Below are 16,512 nucleotides of genomic sequence, written 5' to 3'. Positions count from 1 at the left end.
TGTATCTGCTGCATCCTTAATATTTCTTATGCACTTCATAACGATTAATGCCGGGATTATTTTCCCGGCATTCTTATCGTAACATTATTTTCTTGCTTTTCCAAGATAAGCAGCCTTTACGGAATCATTCTCAGACAGTTCCTTACCGGTTCCTGACAACGTGATCCGTCCTGTTTCCATAACATACCCATGATGTGCTGCATTTAATGCCATGTTCGCATTCTGCTCCACCAAAAGGATTGTCTTACCCTGACGGTTGATCTCACGGATAATATCAAACACTCCACGTACAACAATAGGCGCCAGTCCAAGGGAAGGCTCATCCATCATGATCACATCCGGGCGGCTCATCAATGCCCTTGCAATAGCAAGCATCTGCTGCTCTCCTCCGGAAAGAGTACCTGCCAGCTGCCAGCTTCTTTCTTTCAGTCTTGGGAACAGGTCATAACACCAGCGGATATCTTCATCCAGGCTGTCCTTTCTTAGGTAAGCTCCAACCTTCAGGTTCTCAAGCACTGTCAAGTCGGCAAAAACCCTTCTTCCTTCCGGCACAAGGGTAATCCCCTGGGATACAATACTTTCCGGTGTTTTTCCGGCGATTTCCTTTCCATTAAGAAGAACACTGCCAAGGGTTGGTTTCACAAGACCTACAATGGAACGAAGTGTAGAGCTTTTCCCTGCACCGTTGGCTCCGATCAGTGTAACTACTTCACCTTTCGGAACTACAAAGCTGATATCTTTTACTGCCTGGATGCCTCCATAGGAAACACACAGTCCTTTTACTTCCAGTACATTACTCATCTGCTGCACCTCCCAGGTAAGCATCAATTACCCGCTGATTATTCTGAATCTCTTCCGGAACACCTTCAGCAATAGGCTTTCCAAAATCAAGCACATAAATTCTGTCGGAAATCTCCATAACCAGATCCATGTGATGCTCGATCATAAAAATAGTAAGTCCAAAATTATCACGGATTTCTCCAATAAAAGCCGTCAATTCATCGGTTTCCTGTGGGTTCATACCTGCTGCAGGCTCATCCAGAAGAAGCAGGCTTGGATTAGTGGCCAGCGCCCTGGCAATTTCCAGTCTTCTCTGTTTTCCATAGGGAAGAGAGGTAGCCATCTCATTCCTCTCATCTTTTAAACCTACGATTTCCAACAGATGAGTTGCATCCTCTCGCATCTTTTGCTCTTCTTTTCCGTTCAGGTGGAAAGTGGCAGTAAAAAGATTACTGGTTCTTCTCAAATGTTTTGCAATGAGAATGTTCTCAAATACTGTCTGGCTTTTAAAAAGGCGGATGTTCTGGAAGGTCCTTGCAATTCCAAGCTGTGTGATCTTATCCGGGGTAGGTGCAAGCACATGAGTATATTTGCCTGCATTCTGCCCCTGGTATAATTTCTTCATTTTACCCTGTGGATGATTTTCAATGATCTTCTTTCCATTAAAATATACAGCCCCATTGGTTGGTGCATAAACACCGGTGATCACATTAAAAGCCGTTGTTTTCCCTGCACCATTAGGACCGATCAGGGAAACGATCTCACCTTTATCTACAACAATATTCATATTATCAACTGCAACCACACCGCCAAACTGCATCGTTGCATTTTCTACTTTCAGCACATGTTCACTCATTGGAGTTTCCTCCCTTTTTCCTTATTGGATTTTCGCACAAAAAAGTTCCGGATCCCTGCCACTGAAAACTCTTTTGTTCCCATGATACCCTGTCGGAAGAATAGTACAATGATCATAATGATAATAGAAAATACAACCTTTCGGAAACCAGACCGAAGAAGGGGTACATGGAAATCCCCGATATAAGTATCATTATCCAGAAATCTAAGGATCCACTCAGAGCAGGTAATAAACAGGAAAGAACTGATACAGCTTCCTGTCACAGAGCCAATACCTCCGATTACAACGATCAGCAGGATCTCATAAGTCATTGCAGACTTGAACATGGAAGCCTGGATGGTTGTCTGGTACATAGCAAGAAGGGCACCTGAGATCCCTGCAAAAAAGGAACTGACTGTAAAAGCGATCCTTTTATGATGGGCCAGATTGATTCCCATAGCCTCTGCTGCTATCTCATCATCACGAATGGCCTTAAATGCTCTTCCGTAAGTAGAATTGATCATCATCACGATCACAGCAATACAGATCCCTGATACAATAAACGGGAACAGCACACTTTTGAACGTAGGATAGCTTCTCAAAAGGTTGGAACCATTGGTAAGTGGTCCCAGCTTATCCCACTGGAACACTGCACGGATGATCTCGGCAAAACCAAGTGTGGCAATTGCCAGATAATCACTTTTCAGACGAAGTACAGGAAGACCGATCAGGTATGCAAAAATAGCAGCTACCACACCGGCAGCCAGGATGCCTATAGCCACAGGAACTGCAAACTGTACGATGCCGCCATCAAAATACTGGTAAACGCTTTCTCTTTGTTCTGACGGAATGGTAAGGATCCCGTATGTATATGCGCCCAGAAGCATGAAGCCTGCCTGCCCAAGGGAAAACAGACCTGTAAAGCCGTTTAACAGGTTCATGGATACAGCAACCAGTGCGTAAATAGCACCTTTTTTCAGGACTGTAAAAATCATATCTGTAGGATTCATCAGCTGTTCCATAATGTATAAAATCACAAGAAGTCCTGCAATCAGGGCAACATTTATGATCGTTTCTTTTTTCTTTGTCATAATATCCCCTCCTTTTCAGACTTTATCTGTGACTTTCTCACCAAATAAACCTGTTGGCTTAGCAATCAGAATAACGATCAGCAGTGCAAAGGTAAATGCATCCGAAAAGGTGGTCATACCCATTCCTTTAATGATATTCTCGCAGATACCAATGATAAAAGCTCCGATCACGGCTCCAGGGATAGAGCCAATCCCGCCAAATACAGCGGCAACAAAGGCCTTCAGTCCAGGCATGGCGCCAGATGTGGGAACAACTCCTGTATAATTGGAAAAATACAGAAGACTGGCAACTGCCGCAAGAAATGATCCAATAATAAAAGTCATGCTGATCACGGAATTAATCTTAATTCCCATAAGCTGGGAGGTTTCAAAATCCTTAGATGCTGCACGCATTGCCATACCAATCTTTGTTTTCTTGATTAGAAATACCAGTGCAAAAACAAGAACAATGGTAAGGATCGGTGTGATCACAGTAACTCTTTTTGTAACAGATCCGAAAATCTCAATCGTGTCACTGATCCACGGAATTGCCGGATACTGCTGTGCTAAGCCTCCTGTAATATAAAGGGCCAGGTTCTGGAGAAGATAAGAAACTCCGATAGCAGAAATCATGATCGACATCCTGGGCGCCTGGCGAAGAGGCTTGTAAGCAACACGCTCAATAAGAAAACCAATAATAACAGTGGCTACGATCATAATGGGGATCGATATGTAAATAGGCAGTGAAGCTGATAAGTAAACCATGATCAGACCTGCTACCATAAAAATATCACCATGTGCAAAGTTGATCAGACGCAGAATACCATAAACCATTGTATATCCAATGGCAATCAGGGCATACTGTCCGCCTACAGAAATACCTGCCAGAAAATATGGCAGATTCTGATTGAACCATTCCATAGAGGAATCCTCCTTTTTCGTTACAGTATTTTTCCAATTAGCACAGGAAAGGCGGGAACTTGTACCCCGCCTCCTGTGCTATCAAATTCATCAAGTCCTGAAGTTATTATTCTACACCCTGCTCACCAACAAAGTCCCATGCTCCAGTCTCAGTGTTAGCAGTTTTTACATATGCGGTATCTCTCTGTGCATCTCCGTTTTCAGAATCAAACTGTACCTTTCCACATACACCTTCATAAGTCACATCCCACAGTGCCTCATTTACTTTAGCTGGATCAGTGGAGCCTGCAGCCTTCAGTGCTTCCAGTGCTACGTAATATGCATCATAACCCATTGCAGATACAGCTGCGATCGTATCATCACCACCGTTGTTTGCCAGGTTCTTGGAATCAGAATTGATAAATTCTTTCATGCCATTATCAAAATCTTCGTTACCGCCCTCCTGATAGAAGGTTGTTACATATACCTGTACATCCTTGCCTTCTGCAGCTTTCAGGATAACATTAGAATCCCAGGTATCACCTGCAAGAAGAGGAAGATCCAGTCCCTGTGCCGCTGCCTGCTCAATGATCAGTGCTGCTGCCTCTGTAGAGGTAGGTGCAAAGAATACGTCTGCGCCTGCATTCTTAGCAGATGTGATATAAGATGTGAAATCACTGTTACCATCTGGGAAGGTTTCCTCAACGACTTCACCGCCAAGATCTTCAAAAGCTTTTGTAAAGTAATGTCCAAGCCCTGCGGAATAATCATCTCCCAACTTCGTAAGAACATATGCTTTCTTTGCCTCAAATTTGTCTTTTGCAAAGTTAGCAAGTACTGTACCCTGGAATGGATCCAGGAAGCAGATACGGAAATAATGAGTATTTCCCTGAGTTACCTGTGGATTGGTGCAGGTAATTCCCAATGCAGGAACACCGCCATCTTTGAAAATATCAGATGCTGCAATGGATACACCTGAACCATAAGATCCAAGAACGATGGATACTCCGTCACTTACCAGAGTGGAAGCTGCAGAAGGGCCTTTATCTGTAGAGGATTCATTATCAACAATATCAAGCTCCACATTATATTCTTTGCCGTCGATCTCAACGGTAGGTGTTTCACTGTTGGCATACTGGATACCAAGTGTTTCCTGCTTGCCACCTGCTCCATTGTCTCCGGATGCCGGCTCATAAACACCGATCTTTACTGTGTCTGCTGCAAATGCAGGTACGGCTGCGCTAAATACAGTTGCTGCAGCTACTACAGCTGTCATCATTACGGATACTATTTTTTTCTTCATAATTCATTCTCCTCCTTTTTTGTCCCTATAGCAAAGACGTTTGTCTTTACTTCTCGTACATTTTCTGAAATTATACCACGCTTTTATGCTTTAATCAAGTAAAATTTTATCAGCATGGCATATTTTTTTAATGTAATATAATCGCATTCAAGTGATGCCCATACAGATCATTCATACCTTCTGAATACGAAAAAAGGCGCAGGAGAAATCTCTCCGGCGCCTTTGCCTTTTAGTGTATTATACAGCCTGCGTTTTTAAAATGCAAGTATTTTTTATTCTATTGATTGCAATTTACATATTGCATTTTTTTCACAGCAGTAATTTTATTTCATTACAAAATTGATGATCTTCTTGGGAACGTAGATTTCCTTGATCACATTACCTGTAAGCTTGCCTTCCAGTGCTTCACGGCCTTTTGCCAGTGCATCCTCCTTGGAGCTGTCTGCAGAAATACTGATAACAACACGGGTCTTTCCATTGATCTGGACCGGTACCTCTACCTCGTCATCTTTCATTGCTTCCTCATCATGCTCCGGCCACTGTGCATGGAAAACAGAATCCTCATGTCCAAGCTTTTCCCAGATTTCTTCGGCCACATGGGGCACAAAAGGAGCCAGAAGGATGGTCATTGTTTCAATCGTCTCTTTATCCACTGCTCCATCAGCATTCTTGGACAGTTCGATCAGCTTGTTGTTATACTCCATGAATTTGGAAATAACTGTATTCAGGCTGAAGCTTTCCAGACGCTGCGTGATGTCATAAACCAGTTTATGGCGTACTTTTATCATCTCTTTGGTTGCAGGAACATCTTTCTCAATACTGTCAAGGGCAAGATTCCAGAATCTCTTCAGGAATTTGGATACGCCATCAATACCTCTGTCATCCCACTCAGCATCCAGTTCCGGCGGTCCTACGAACAGTTCATACATTCTCAAGGAATCGCAGCCATAATCTCTTACAAGATCATCCGGTGATACAACATTGCCCTTAGATTTACTCATCTTGATCCCATTCTTGCCAGTGATCATACCCTGGTTGAACAGTTTCTTAAATGGCTCATCAAAGTCAATTGCCCCGATATCATACAGGAACTTGGTGTAGAATCTGGAATACAAAAGGTGAAGGACTGCATGCTCCACACCACCGATATACATATCAACTGGCAGGTACTTGTCTGCTTTTTCTTTGGATACCAGCTCTTTATCATTCTTATTATCTACATAACGAAGGAAATACCAGGAAGAACCTGCCCACTGAGGCATGGTATTTGTTTCTCTCTTTGCAGGTGCGCCACAGCATGGGCAAGTAGTATTTACCCACTCGTCAATTGCAGCCAGTGGAGACTCTCCTGTGCCAGTAGGCTGATAGCTTTCTACCTCCGGCAGGCGCAGGGGCAGCTGATCCTCCGGAACCGGCACTGCTCCGCACTTCGGGCAATGAACGATGGGGATCGGCTCACCCCAGTAACGCTGGCGGGAGAATACCCAGTCACGCAGCTTATAATTCACAGTCTTACGGCCAAAGCCTTTCTTCTCGATCATCTCCGGAGCTTCTTTTTTCAGTACAGAAGACTCCATGCCATTCCAGTCACCGGAATTGATCATTGTGCCTACCGCATCTGTGTAGGCTTCTGTCATATTTTCGATCTCTTTACCGTCTTTTGCAATAACCTGGACAATAGGCAGACCGAACTTCTTAGCAAACTCAAAGTCACGGTCATCATGGGCAGGTACACACATAATGGCACCTGTACCATAATCTGCAAGTACATAATCAGACAGCCAGATGGGTACCTTCTTCCCATTTAACGGATTGATGGCATAGCTTCCTGTAAATACGCCTGTCTTCTCTTTGTCCTGCATACGGTCAACATTGGATCTCATGGAAGAATCAAAGATATATTTCTCCACTGCCTCTCTTGTCTCATCCGTTGCAAGGGATTTGGCAAGGGCGTGTTCAGGTGCAAGAACCATAAATGTAGCGCCATGAAGAGTATCCGGTCTTGTTGTATAAACAGTGATCTTCTCATCTCTTCCATCGATGGGGAATTCCACCTCTGCGCCATAAGACTTGCCGATCCAGTCTGTCTGCATCTTCTTAACCTTTTCCGGCCAGTCAAGCTTATCCAGGTCATTTAACAGACGGTCCGCATATTTGGTGATTCGCAGCATCCACTGGCGAAGATTCTTCTTGGTAACAGGAGCACCACATCTTTCACAGCAGCCATTTACTACCTCTTCATTTGCAAGTCCTGTCTTACAGGAAGGACACCAGTTAATAGGGAATTCCTTCTCATAAGCAAGGCCTTTCTTAAACATCTGGACAAAGATCCACTGAGTCCATTTGTAGAAATTAGGATCTGTGGTATTTACTTCCATATCCCAATCGTAAATTGCTGCGATATCATTGATCTGACGCTTAATGTTCTTAACATTGGATGCTGTGGAAATTGCCGGATGAACCCCCATCTTGATCGCATAGTTCTCAGCCGGAAGACCAAATGCATCCCATCCCATAGGATGGATCAGATAATATCCCTGGAGCATTTTGTAACGGCTCCATACATCAGAAATAACATATCCTCTCCAATGGCCTACATGAAGACCATTTCCGGATGGATATGGAAACATATCCAGACAATAGTATTTGGGCTTTTTGCCATCGTTCACATTAATGGGCTTTTCTTCCCATTTGGTGCGCCATTTAGCTTCAATGGCTCTGTGATTATAAGGTGCAGCCATAATTTATTCCTCCTGAATCATTTAAACTAATAGAAAAACTTATAAAACTAGATTTTAGTCTATCATATGAAACAACAATGTCAAGTAAAATTCCCCTGACTGCTGTTCTTTTGTGTATGCAATCTGCGGAATCAGCGGTTATTGATTGCTGTAACAAGGGCATCAATGGATGCACGGATAATATCCGGATCCACACCTGCACCCCATGCCATGGTTCCATCCGGCTTCTTGATTCCCACATAGGCAATTGCCTTGGAGCTTGAACTTTTTTCCAATGCATGCTCCTGATATACTTCCAGAGAATACTTCAGTTCGTATGCTTTCTTTAATGCATTGCTGACAGCATCCAGACGTCCGTTACCAATTGCTTCTGTGGTAATCGTCTTTCCTTTGAAGGTTGATGTAACTCTGGTGGAAATTCCATTTTCTGTCTGCTGGAAATGAACCTCATGAATACTGTATGGCTCAACTACATTTTCATAGGTTCTCTTAAACAGTCCGAAGATTTCATCCGGATGGAGCTCTTTATGCAGATGGTCGGATACAGCTTTGGCTGTATAACCCATAGCCTCCCGCATTTTCGGTGGAAGATTCAGACCGTACTTGGTTTCCAGGATATAACCTACGCCGCCTTTTCCGGACTGGCTGTTAATACGGATAACATCTGCATCATAATTACGTCCCACATCTGTAGGATCAATAGGCAGATAAGGCACTGTCCAATGGTTAGGATCTTTTTCCTCGATCCAGTGCATTCCTTTTGCAATGGCATCCTGATGGGATCCGGAGAATGCAGCAAATACAAGTGCTCCGCTGTATGGGCTTCTTTCATTGATGTGCATTCCTGTACATGCCTCATAGACCTCACATACGTGTGGCATGTCAGAGAAATCAAGCCCCGGATCCACACCCTGGGAATACATATTCATGGCCAATGTTACAATATCCACGTTACCGGTACGCTCTCCATTTCCAAAAAGAGTACCCTCGATCCTGTCTGCCCCTGCCAGAATACCCATCTCTGTATCTGCCACACCACAGCCTCTGTCATTATGAGGATGAAGGGATACTATCACATTATCTCTGTACTTCATATGTTTACACATATACTCTACCTGACTTGCATATACATGAGGCATTGCCAGTTCTACTGTTACAGGCAAATTGATAATGCATTTATTATCTGGTGTAGGCTGCCATACATCCAGAACTGCATTGCAGACTTCAAGGGCATATTCCGGCTCTGTGCCGGTAAAGCTTTCCGGGCTGTACTCAAACTGGAAATTGCCTTCTGTTTCATCAGCAAGTTCTTTTAACAGTCTGGCACCATCTACAGCAATTTTCAGGATCTCTTCTTTTGACTTTTTAAATACCTGTTCCCTCTGTGCAACAGATGTGGAATTGTAAACATGTACAATGGCCTTTGGTGCACCTTTCACTGCTTCAAAGGTCTTTCGGATAATATGCTCTCTTGCCTGTGTCAGTACCTGGATGGTTACATCTTCAGGAATCAGATTCTGATCGATCAGTGTGCGCAGGAAAGTATATTCTGTTTCAGATGCAGCAGGAAATCCTACTTCGATCTCTTTAAAACCAATCTGTACAAGCAACTTGAAAAACTCCACCTTCTGATCAAGACTCATAGGGATCACCAACGCCTGGTTGCCATCACGAAGATCTACAGAACACCATGCAGGAGCCTTGTCAACATACTCCTTTTTCGTCCAATCCAGACATACTTCCGGTGGCATATAATACTGTTTCTGATATTTACCTGGGTTCATCATCTTATTATTTCCTCCATTTCTTTTTCTCTTTGTCATTATTAATGAAACAAAAAAATCTTCCATCTTCTGCATTTCTGCAAGAGACGAAAGATCTGATCATCTACGCGGTACCACTCTTATTTCATGAATAAAATTCATACACTCACTGGATACGGAACGAAAATTCATCCTTATATCCATTCCATGTAACGGTGGATACCGTCTGCTCCTACTCTCCATAACACTCTGATATGTATAATAAATGTCAGGCTTTGGGATCAGCTGCTCCGAGGCGAGTTCCATAAATTCCATCCACTGCTTTCCACCAGCCAGCAGCTCTCTGTGCTTCGGTTCCTTATGTACTATTCCTCATCTGTGCATTTAAACTATGAAATTATGATCAAGAGTCAAAATATCTCTAACTCTTGAAGTCTTTATCACTATACACCAGAAAAGTGTAAAAATCAAGCATTTTATTTTTTTATAGATAGATGATACATTGTTTCGTATTTTTATTGTATGGAGCTATATTTTTTATGTGCAGACCCATCCCATTATTTGCCGGACAAAGACTGAAGATGCTGAGGGAGCACCACTTCAAAAATCGTTCCGCCTGACGGATTGTCTTTAACCGTAATGCTTCCATCATGAGCACGCACGATTTCATGTACCAGTGCAAGGCCAAGCCCTACACCACCCAGTTCACGGCTTCTGGATTTGTCTACGCGGAAAAATGGTTCGAACACCCGCTCCTTAAGTTCCCTGGGAATACCACTTCCTGTATCCTCTACCGAAAGATAAACGTTTTTGTCTTTTTGATAAGAGGTGACTGTAACCTGACCTCCTGAATGGTTATATTTTATTGCATTCTCAACCAGATTATATACCACCCTGTAAATCAGAATATCACTTCCCTGCATATTTGCATTCCTGCAATTTCCAATAAGCCGGATATTCTTTTCTATTGCAAGCGGTTCCAGATCTGCGATCACTTCTTCAACAAGTGCATCCACCATGATAATATCATCACGTTCCACACTCTGAAGCTCACTCATATCCAAAAGGGTCTTGATCATTTTACTTAGTTTTTCATTCTGTTCCATGACCATAGTGATTGTCTGTTCTGTACATTCATCATTATGTTTATGCTGAGAGGAATGATATAAATCCAGCTGTACCTGCATCAATGATAAAGGTGTGCGAAGCTCATGAGCTGCATTGGCAGTAAATTGTCTCTGCACATCAAATGCTTCTGAAAGGCGTTCCAGCATCTTGTTATACGACACACTGATCTGGTTTAACTCCTTAACCTCATTTTCTTCCAGCCTGGAGTCTGACAGATTTTGTGCCTGCACTTCTTCCATTTTATCTGCAATTTTTCTTAGTGGTTTTAATGCATGTCCAACTATAAAATATGTAACAACACCGCCAAGAAGTGCCAGCAGCGTTGAAAACATCAGACTGCTTTTCTTGTAATCAGCTTTGTTATTGTATACCTGAATAGAAAAATCATCAGCAAAATCATTCCATTTATCATCAGGAATATTAATATATATTTCATCTGGTTCCTTACCATTACCCTGATCGCTTTTAGCATCAACTGTATCCTGCAGCAAATCAATATAATATACACCATTCTTATAAACAAACAGGGTAAGACATCCGCATATAATTGCAATAAACAGCGTAGTGAGGATCGTAATCCTCCACTGAAGTGACATTTTTCTCATCGCTCTGATTCCTCTCGTATCTTATAGCCTTCACCAATCTTGTTCAGGATCGGATCATAACCAAGCACTGCCTTAAGCTTTTTTCTAAGAGAAGACATGTGCACCCGGATAGACCCGCTAAAGCTGTCCACAGACGCATCCCATACATGTTCCATAAGTTCTTCCTGACTGATCGGCCGACCCTGATTAAGAAGCAGATATTCCAAAATCCCATTTTCTTTTCTGGTTAAATGTACTTTTTCTTCTTTTACATAAGCCTCACGCTTTCTGGTATCAAACCGTATATCTCCTGCTTTCAGGCAAACATCTCTTTGTACAAATCTGCGCCGTGTAAGACTTCTGATACGTGCTTCAAGCTCCTGCAGATGAAAAGGCTTTTCCATATAATCATTGGCCCCTGCATCCAGCCCTTCCACCTTATCTGCGATCTGGCTCCTTGCAGACAATATAAGAACCTTTGTATCCTCATTTTTCTTTCTGAGTTCTTTTAAAATATCCATGCCATCCATACCGGGAAGATTCAGATCCAAAACGATCAGATCATAATTCTCTGCCAGAATATAATCAAGCGCCTCTTCCCCATCGTAACAGGTATCCACCTCATATCCTGCATCATATAAACTTTTTGCAACAGTGTCGCATAATTTTTTCTCGTCTTCAACAATTAATAATCTCAAATTTTCCACCTGCTTCTTAACAGAAATTTTACAACAGTTATTGTATAATACAAACATCAGCTGGTCAATATATGCAGGAAATGAAAATAGCAACGATTATGCAAGAAAAGAAAAGTATGGCATATATGCCATAAATTAAAAAAGTATCATGTCTGCCAAAACGAAAGGAGTAATAAGATTTTGAAGTGTAAAAAAATGTCTCAACTTGTTTTACTTATTACAGGCATAGCTATGATTAGCTATGGTGCGATCAGAGGCGAAGCCGCCACCGTACTGGGAAAAGCAATAAAATTATGTTTGGAGTGTGTTGGAATTGGATAAAAAAACGAATTTACGATCAAAAAAAATTGCACAAATCCGTGGGTGGATACAGGCAGCTGCCACACTTCTTACCAACATTCACATTCCCAATGTGTTCAAAGGCCAAATATATCAAGGCAAGGCGAAAACTGTATGTGTTCCAGGATTAAACTGCTATTCCTGTCCTGCTGCCACAGGTGCATGCCCGATTGGTGCATTTCAGGCAGTGGTTGGCTCATCCAAGTTTAAATTCTCATATTACATAACCGGTTTTTTTATTTTGCTTGGTGTGCTGCTGGGGCGATTTATCTGTGGATTTTTGTGTCCGTTTGGATGGTTTCAGGATTTACTTCATAAAATCCCCGGAAAGAAATTATCCACAGCCAGGCTGAAGCCTTTAAGATACCTGAAATATATCATTCTTATTGTTTTCGTCATACTTCTGCCAATGCTTGTAACGAACTCGATAGGAATGGGAGATCCATTCTTCTGCAAATATATTTGTCCGCAAGGTGTGCTGGAAGGTGCAATACCATTGTCATTTGGAAATGCAGCTATACGTTCTGCATTGGGAAATTTATTTACGTTCAAGTGTCTTATTTTGATTACCGTAGTTATTTTAAGCATCCTGTTTTACAGGCCTTTCTGCAAATGGATATGTCCTCTTGGTGCAGTTTATTCACTGTTTAATAAGGTATCCCTTCTTGGCATTCAGGTGGAAAGCAGCAAATGCGTGGGATGTAACAAATGTGCAAAAGCATGTAAAATGGACGTGGATGTACGCAAAACACCAAACCATATGGAATGTATCCGGTGCGGAGCCTGCATAAAGGCCTGTCCCACAGATGCGATCCATTACCAGTTTATGGGGAAAACATGTACCAAAAAGGACAACTGCAATAGCCAGCAATAAGAAACAGTTACCTAATTAATATATTAATACAGTTATCCAATTAATCTTATTATAATTATTTAAAGGAGTTTATTATCATGAAAGCAAAAAAAGTACTTATCACACTCTTAGCACTTGGCACCGCATTATCATTTACCGCATGTAACGGAGGAACTACGGAAAAGGAAACTGCAAAAACCGAATCCGCTAAAACTGAATCTTCCAAAACTGAAACCACTAATACAGAAACCACGGAAGCAGATAAAACAGAAACTGTAAAAGCAGACACAGAAAATACTGAAACAGAAAATACAGGATCAGATACCGCCCAAATTACTTATGAAGAAACTGACACTGATCCATCTGACAATACTTCAGATTCAGAGCTTGACAATTTGTATCAGCAGGAAAACCAGCTTTTTGCAGACCACAAAGATGCATGGGACAAAGCTTTTGGTCTGATGAGTAAAAGCTCTGCCGATTCAAGTGGAAATTACGCAGATTTTCTTTCTGATACAGTTGAATCAAACAAGGATTCTTTTACAGATGAGCAGTATCAAACCCTTACAGATGATATTGAAACCATACGAAAAATTGAAGAACAGATTGCAGAACTTGAAAAGAAAAATGCAGAAACAGACACTTCAGAAACAAAAACTGCGTCAGATGATTCCTCTCCTTTTAATAACTTTTCCGGAAAAGATTTCGATGGAAATTCAGTTGATGAAAGTCTGTTTTCCAAGAATGCAGTAACAGTTGTTAATTTCTGGTTTACCGGGTGCAAACCTTGCGTAGCTGAATTATCCAAGCTTAACGAATTAAATGATGCCATCAAATCCATGGGCGGAGAAGTAGTAGGCATCAACACAGAGACTTTTGATGGGAATGAAGATGCGATCAAAGAAGCAGCTTCGATTCTTGAAAGTCAGGGAGCAAAATACCGCAATCTTTCCATTGACTCTGATTCTGATGCAGGAAAATATGCCTCAAGTATTATGGCATTTCCCACAACAATTTTAGTAGATCGAAATGGGAATATTGTAGGAGATCCTATGCTGGGCGGAATTGACAACCAGGACAATTACGATACTCTGATGAAACAGATTCAATCTGTAATTGATGCTGATAGCACAGAGAAATAAATTTCATAAAAACGTTTACAGTTACGCAAAGCCACCCACGAACGGGTGGCTTTCAGACTGTAAACAAACTTGAATTGCAAAACGGAAATCATTGAAAACACTGAAAAATCGTAAATACAATAGATTGGAGCAATGAGGTAATCAAAGGCAATCAAAAAGCAAACAAAAAGAGTTCAGTGCAGACGCTCCAAACTCTTGATTTTACTGAATTTAATTTTAATCGGGGCAACAGGATTTGAACCTGCGACCTCACGGCCCCCAGCCGTGCGCGCTACCAAGCTACGCCATACCCCGCAACAGAAAATATTATATCAGCATTCACCTGAAAAAGCAACTATTTTTTTACTTTTATGTATTTTCTTATGAACCTCTCTGTATTTTCTCTCTGTATTTTCTTATTTGACAAAGTTCATAATATTCTTTACATTTATCAAAAACAAAGAAAATCCTGAGAGAACGGATGCAGAATGACTGAAGCAGGATTATTGCAATTGCAGTTTATTGCAAATGCAGATCCTGTACTTTGCCAGATCTATTCTGCTTACATACTCTCAGGATGTATAAGTATAATGAAAAGTTAGCTGAATCTTATGCCTTCTTGCTGTTAATATAGTTTACAAGGCCTTCTGCTTTAATGATCTTCTGCATGAACTCCGGGAAAGCCTGCCCTTTAAACTCTGTACCCTTTGTACGGTTGTAGATCATACCGGAATCAAAATCAACCTCTACCTGATCTCCATCCTCAATCCCCTTGCTTGCTTCCGGACATTCAATGATCGGAAGTCCGATATTGATGGCATTTCTGTAAAAAATACGTGCAAAGGTCTCAGCGATCACACAGCTTACTCCTGCTGCCTTAATAGCGATAGGTGCATGCTCACGGGAAGAACCGCAGCCAAAGTTCTTATCTGCTACGATAATATCTCCCTTTTTCACCCTTTTCACAAATGTGTTATCAATATCTTCCATGCAGTGGGTAGCCAATTCTGCCGGATCTGAAGAATTCAGATAACGTGCAGGAATGATTACATCTGTATCTACATTATCTCCATATTTAAAAACGGTTCCTTTTGCCTGCATCTTTTATTCCTCCTTATAATCCCAGTTCTTCCGGTGCAGAAATCTTACCTGTAACAGCACTGGCTGCTGCTACAGCCGGGCTTGCCAGATATACCTCTGAATCCACATGACCCATACGGCCTACAAAGTTACGGTTGGTAGTGGAAATACATCTCTCTCCTGCTGCCAGGATACCCATGTAACCGCCAAGGCAAGGTCCGCAGGTAGGTGTACTTACAACTGCACCTGCTTCAATAAAGATCTTCAAAAGGCCTTCATCCATAGCCTGAAGATAAATGGCCTGAGTTGCCGGGATCACGATGCAGCGCACGCCCTTTTTTACTTTACGTCCTTTCAGGATCTGAGCTGCCACACGCAGATCATCAATACGGCCGTTTGTACAGGAACCGATCACAGACTGATCGATCACAACAGGCTCTGTGATCTGTGAAATAGTCTTCGTATTCTCCGGAAGATGTGGGAATGCAATGGTAGGCTCCAGTTCACCAAGATCGATGGTATACTCAGCTTCATAAACTGCATCCTCATCTGCCTCATAAATCTTATACGTTCTTACGGAATGCTCCTTCATGTATTGCTTGGTCAGCTCATCTACAGGGAAGATACCGTTCTTTCCTCCTGCCTCGATCGCCATATTTGCAATTGTAAAACGATCATCCATGGAAAGGTTCTTAATCCCCTCACCGGTAAACTCCATAGACTTGTAAAGTGCTCCGTCCACACCGATCATGCCGATGATATGTAAGATCACATCTTTTCCGCTGACCCATTTCTTTGGTTTGCCCACAATATTAAATTTAATAGCTGCCGGAACTTTAAACCATGCTTTTCCGGTAGCCATACCAGCTGCCATATCCGTACTTCCCACACCAGTAGAAAATGCACCCAGTGCGCCGTAGGTGCAAGTATGTGAATCCGCACCGATCACTACGTCACCTGCAACCGTAAGACCTTTCTCTGGAAGCAGCGCATGCTCAATTCCCATCTGTCCCACATCAAAATAATTGGTGATATCATGACGACAGGCAAACTCTCTGACACATTTGCAGTGTTCTGCAGATTTAATATCTTTGTTTGGGATAAAATGATCCATTACCAGTGCAATCTTATCTTTATTAAAAACTGTATCAACAGTCATTTTGTCCATCTCATGAATAGCCACTGGTGAAGTAATATCATTTCCCAGCACCAGATCCAGATCTGCTTCAATCAGCTGTCCTGCTTCCACATGATCCAGTCCTGCATGAGCTGCCAAAATTTTCTGTGTCATTGTCATTCCCATTCTCATATTCCTCC

Annotated in this window: 14 protein-coding genes, 1 tRNA gene and 1 other annotated feature; of the genes, 3 read left to right on the top strand and 12 right to left on the bottom strand. The window is 42.0% G+C overall.

The genetic code is table 11. From position 1 onward, the window contains the following. Nucleotides 1-84: 84 nt before the first annotated feature. The 9 genes from OCV61_RS01550 to OCV61_RS01510 form a co-directional block, all read right to left on the bottom strand. Nucleotides 85-801: an ABC transporter ATP-binding protein gene (locus OCV61_RS01550; protein ID WP_158420314.1), complete on the bottom strand. Its 717-nt coding sequence runs from the start codon at nt 799-801 to the stop codon at nt 85-87. Then, a complete protein-coding gene (locus tag OCV61_RS01545) occupies nt 794-1,636 on the bottom strand; it encodes an ABC transporter ATP-binding protein (protein ID WP_158420313.1) in 843 nt (280 codons plus the stop codon). The genes OCV61_RS01550 and OCV61_RS01545 overlap by 8 nt, the downstream gene beginning before the upstream one ends. Next, nucleotides 1,633-2,706, bottom strand: a complete 1,074-nt coding sequence (locus tag OCV61_RS01540) for a branched-chain amino acid ABC transporter permease (RefSeq protein WP_158420312.1) — start codon at nt 2,704-2,706, stop codon at nt 1,633-1,635. Before OCV61_RS01540 ends, OCV61_RS01545 begins: the two co-directional genes overlap by 4 nt. A 15-nt stretch (nt 2,707-2,721) precedes the next feature. Further along, complete coding sequence (locus tag OCV61_RS01535; protein WP_158420311.1) at nt 2,722-3,606, bottom strand: branched-chain amino acid ABC transporter permease; 885 nt, start codon at nt 3,604-3,606, stop codon at nt 2,722-2,724. 106 nt (nt 3,607-3,712) lie between these two features. Further along, nucleotides 3,713-4,888 carry an ABC transporter substrate-binding protein gene (locus OCV61_RS01530; protein ID WP_158420310.1) on the bottom strand — a complete coding sequence of 392 codons (1,176 nt, stop codon included), beginning with the start codon at nt 4,886-4,888 and terminating at the stop codon, nt 3,713-3,715. A 323-nt stretch (nt 4,889-5,211) separates the two neighbouring features. Next, on the bottom strand, nt 5,212-7,629 hold the full coding sequence (gene leuS, locus OCV61_RS01525; protein WP_158420309.1) for a leucine--tRNA ligase: 2,418 nt from the start codon (nt 7,627-7,629) through the stop codon (nt 5,212-5,214). Nucleotides 7,630-7,760: 131 nt separating this feature from the next. Further along, nucleotides 7,761-9,416, bottom strand: a complete 1,656-nt coding sequence (locus OCV61_RS01520) for a 2-isopropylmalate synthase (RefSeq protein ID WP_262582584.1) — start codon at nt 9,414-9,416, stop codon at nt 7,761-7,763. 76 nt (nt 9,417-9,492) lie between these two features. Further along, nucleotides 9,493-9,780: a binding site (T-box leader), on the bottom strand. A 169-nt stretch (nt 9,781-9,949) separates the two neighbouring features. Further along, nucleotides 9,950-11,125 carry a sensor histidine kinase gene (locus OCV61_RS01515; protein WP_158420308.1) on the bottom strand — a complete coding sequence of 392 codons (1,176 nt, stop codon included), beginning with the start codon at nt 11,123-11,125 and terminating at the stop codon, nt 9,950-9,952. Next, nucleotides 11,122-11,859, bottom strand: a complete 738-nt coding sequence (locus OCV61_RS01510; protein WP_158420376.1) for a response regulator transcription factor — start codon at nt 11,857-11,859, stop codon at nt 11,122-11,124. Before OCV61_RS01510 ends, OCV61_RS01515 begins: the two co-directional genes overlap by 4 nt. Nucleotides 11,860-11,997: 138 nt before the next feature. Here OCV61_RS01510 and OCV61_RS01505 point away from each other — a divergent pair, with 138 nt between their 5' ends. The 3 genes from OCV61_RS01505 (at nt 11,998) to OCV61_RS01495 (ending at nt 14,136) form a co-directional block, all read left to right on the top strand. Continuing rightward, on the top strand, nt 11,998-12,123 hold the full coding sequence (locus OCV61_RS01505) for a CD1871A family CXXC motif-containing protein (protein WP_244092886.1): 126 nt from the start codon (nt 11,998-12,000) through the stop codon (nt 12,121-12,123). Next, the gene (locus OCV61_RS01500; RefSeq protein WP_158420307.1) at nt 12,116-13,015 is read left to right on the top strand and encodes a 4Fe-4S binding protein; all 900 of its coding nucleotides are present in this window, start codon (nt 12,116-12,118) and stop codon (nt 13,013-13,015) included. Before OCV61_RS01505 ends, OCV61_RS01500 begins: the two co-directional genes overlap by 8 nt. Before the next feature lie 77 nt (nt 13,016-13,092). Then, nucleotides 13,093-14,136 (top strand): redoxin domain-containing protein, encoded by a 1,044-nt coding sequence (locus OCV61_RS01495; protein ID WP_262582582.1) that lies wholly within the window; start codon nt 13,093-13,095, stop codon nt 14,134-14,136. A 220-nt stretch (nt 14,137-14,356) separates the two neighbouring features. On the opposite strand, the gene OCV61_RS01490 is transcribed toward OCV61_RS01495, so the two are convergent. The 3 genes from OCV61_RS01490 to leuC form a co-directional block, all read right to left on the bottom strand. Continuing rightward, a tRNA-Pro gene (locus OCV61_RS01490) sits at nt 14,357-14,430 on the bottom strand. Nucleotides 14,431-14,724: 294 nt separating this feature from the next. Then, nucleotides 14,725-15,216 (bottom strand): 3-isopropylmalate dehydratase small subunit, encoded by a 492-nt coding sequence (leuD, locus tag OCV61_RS01485; RefSeq protein WP_158420306.1) that lies wholly within the window; start codon nt 15,214-15,216, stop codon nt 14,725-14,727. 13 nt (nt 15,217-15,229) lie between these two features. Next, nucleotides 15,230-16,498: a 3-isopropylmalate dehydratase large subunit gene (gene leuC / locus OCV61_RS01480; RefSeq protein WP_158420305.1), complete on the bottom strand. Its 1,269-nt coding sequence runs from the start codon at nt 16,496-16,498 to the stop codon at nt 15,230-15,232. Nucleotides 16,499-16,512: the final 14 nt, after the last annotated feature.

It is taken from the genome of Blautia ammoniilytica (assembly GCF_025566965.1).
Classification (GTDB): Bacteria; Bacillota; Clostridia; order Lachnospirales; family Lachnospiraceae; genus Blautia_A; species Blautia_A ammoniilytica.
This window is presented reverse-complemented; position numbering and strand designations above follow the sequence as displayed.

Excerpts from the sequence above, each read along its gene's own strand:
- OCV61_RS01550 (WP_158420314.1), bottom strand. The coding sequence starts at position 801 with ATGAGTAATGTACTGGAAGTAAAAGGACTGTGTGTTTCCTATGGAGGC.
- OCV61_RS01545 (WP_158420313.1), bottom strand. The coding sequence starts at position 1,636 with ATGAGTGAACATGTGCTGAAAGTAGAAAATGCAACGATGCAGTTTGGC.
- OCV61_RS01540 (WP_158420312.1), bottom strand. The coding sequence starts at position 2,706 with ATGACAAAGAAAAAAGAAACGATCATAAATGTTGCCCTGATTGCAGGA.
- OCV61_RS01535 (WP_158420311.1), bottom strand. The coding sequence starts at position 3,606 with ATGGAATGGTTCAATCAGAATCTGCCATATTTTCTGGCAGGTATTTCT.
- OCV61_RS01530 (WP_158420310.1), bottom strand. The coding sequence starts at position 4,888 with ATGAAGAAAAAAATAGTATCCGTAATGATGACAGCTGTAGTAGCTGCA.
- leuS (WP_158420309.1), bottom strand. The coding sequence starts at position 7,629 with ATGGCTGCACCTTATAATCACAGAGCCATTGAAGCTAAATGGCGCACC.
- OCV61_RS01520 (WP_262582584.1), bottom strand. The coding sequence starts at position 9,416 with ATGATGAACCCAGGTAAATATCAGAAACAGTATTATATGCCACCGGAA.
- OCV61_RS01515 (WP_158420308.1), bottom strand. The coding sequence starts at position 11,125 with ATGAGAAAAATGTCACTTCAGTGGAGGATTACGATCCTCACTACGCTG.
- OCV61_RS01510 (WP_158420376.1), bottom strand. The coding sequence starts at position 11,859 with ATGTTTGTATTATACAATAACTGTTGTAAAATTTCTGTTAAGAAGCAG.
- OCV61_RS01505 (WP_244092886.1), top strand. The coding sequence starts at position 11,998 with ATGTCTCAACTTGTTTTACTTATTACAGGCATAGCTATGATTAGCTAT.
- OCV61_RS01495 (WP_262582582.1), top strand. The coding sequence starts at position 13,093 with ATGAAAGCAAAAAAAGTACTTATCACACTCTTAGCACTTGGCACCGCA.
- leuD (WP_158420306.1), bottom strand. The coding sequence starts at position 15,216 with ATGCAGGCAAAAGGAACCGTTTTTAAATATGGAGATAATGTAGATACA.
- leuC (WP_158420305.1), bottom strand. The coding sequence starts at position 16,498 with ATGGGAATGACAATGACACAGAAAATTTTGGCAGCTCATGCAGGACTG.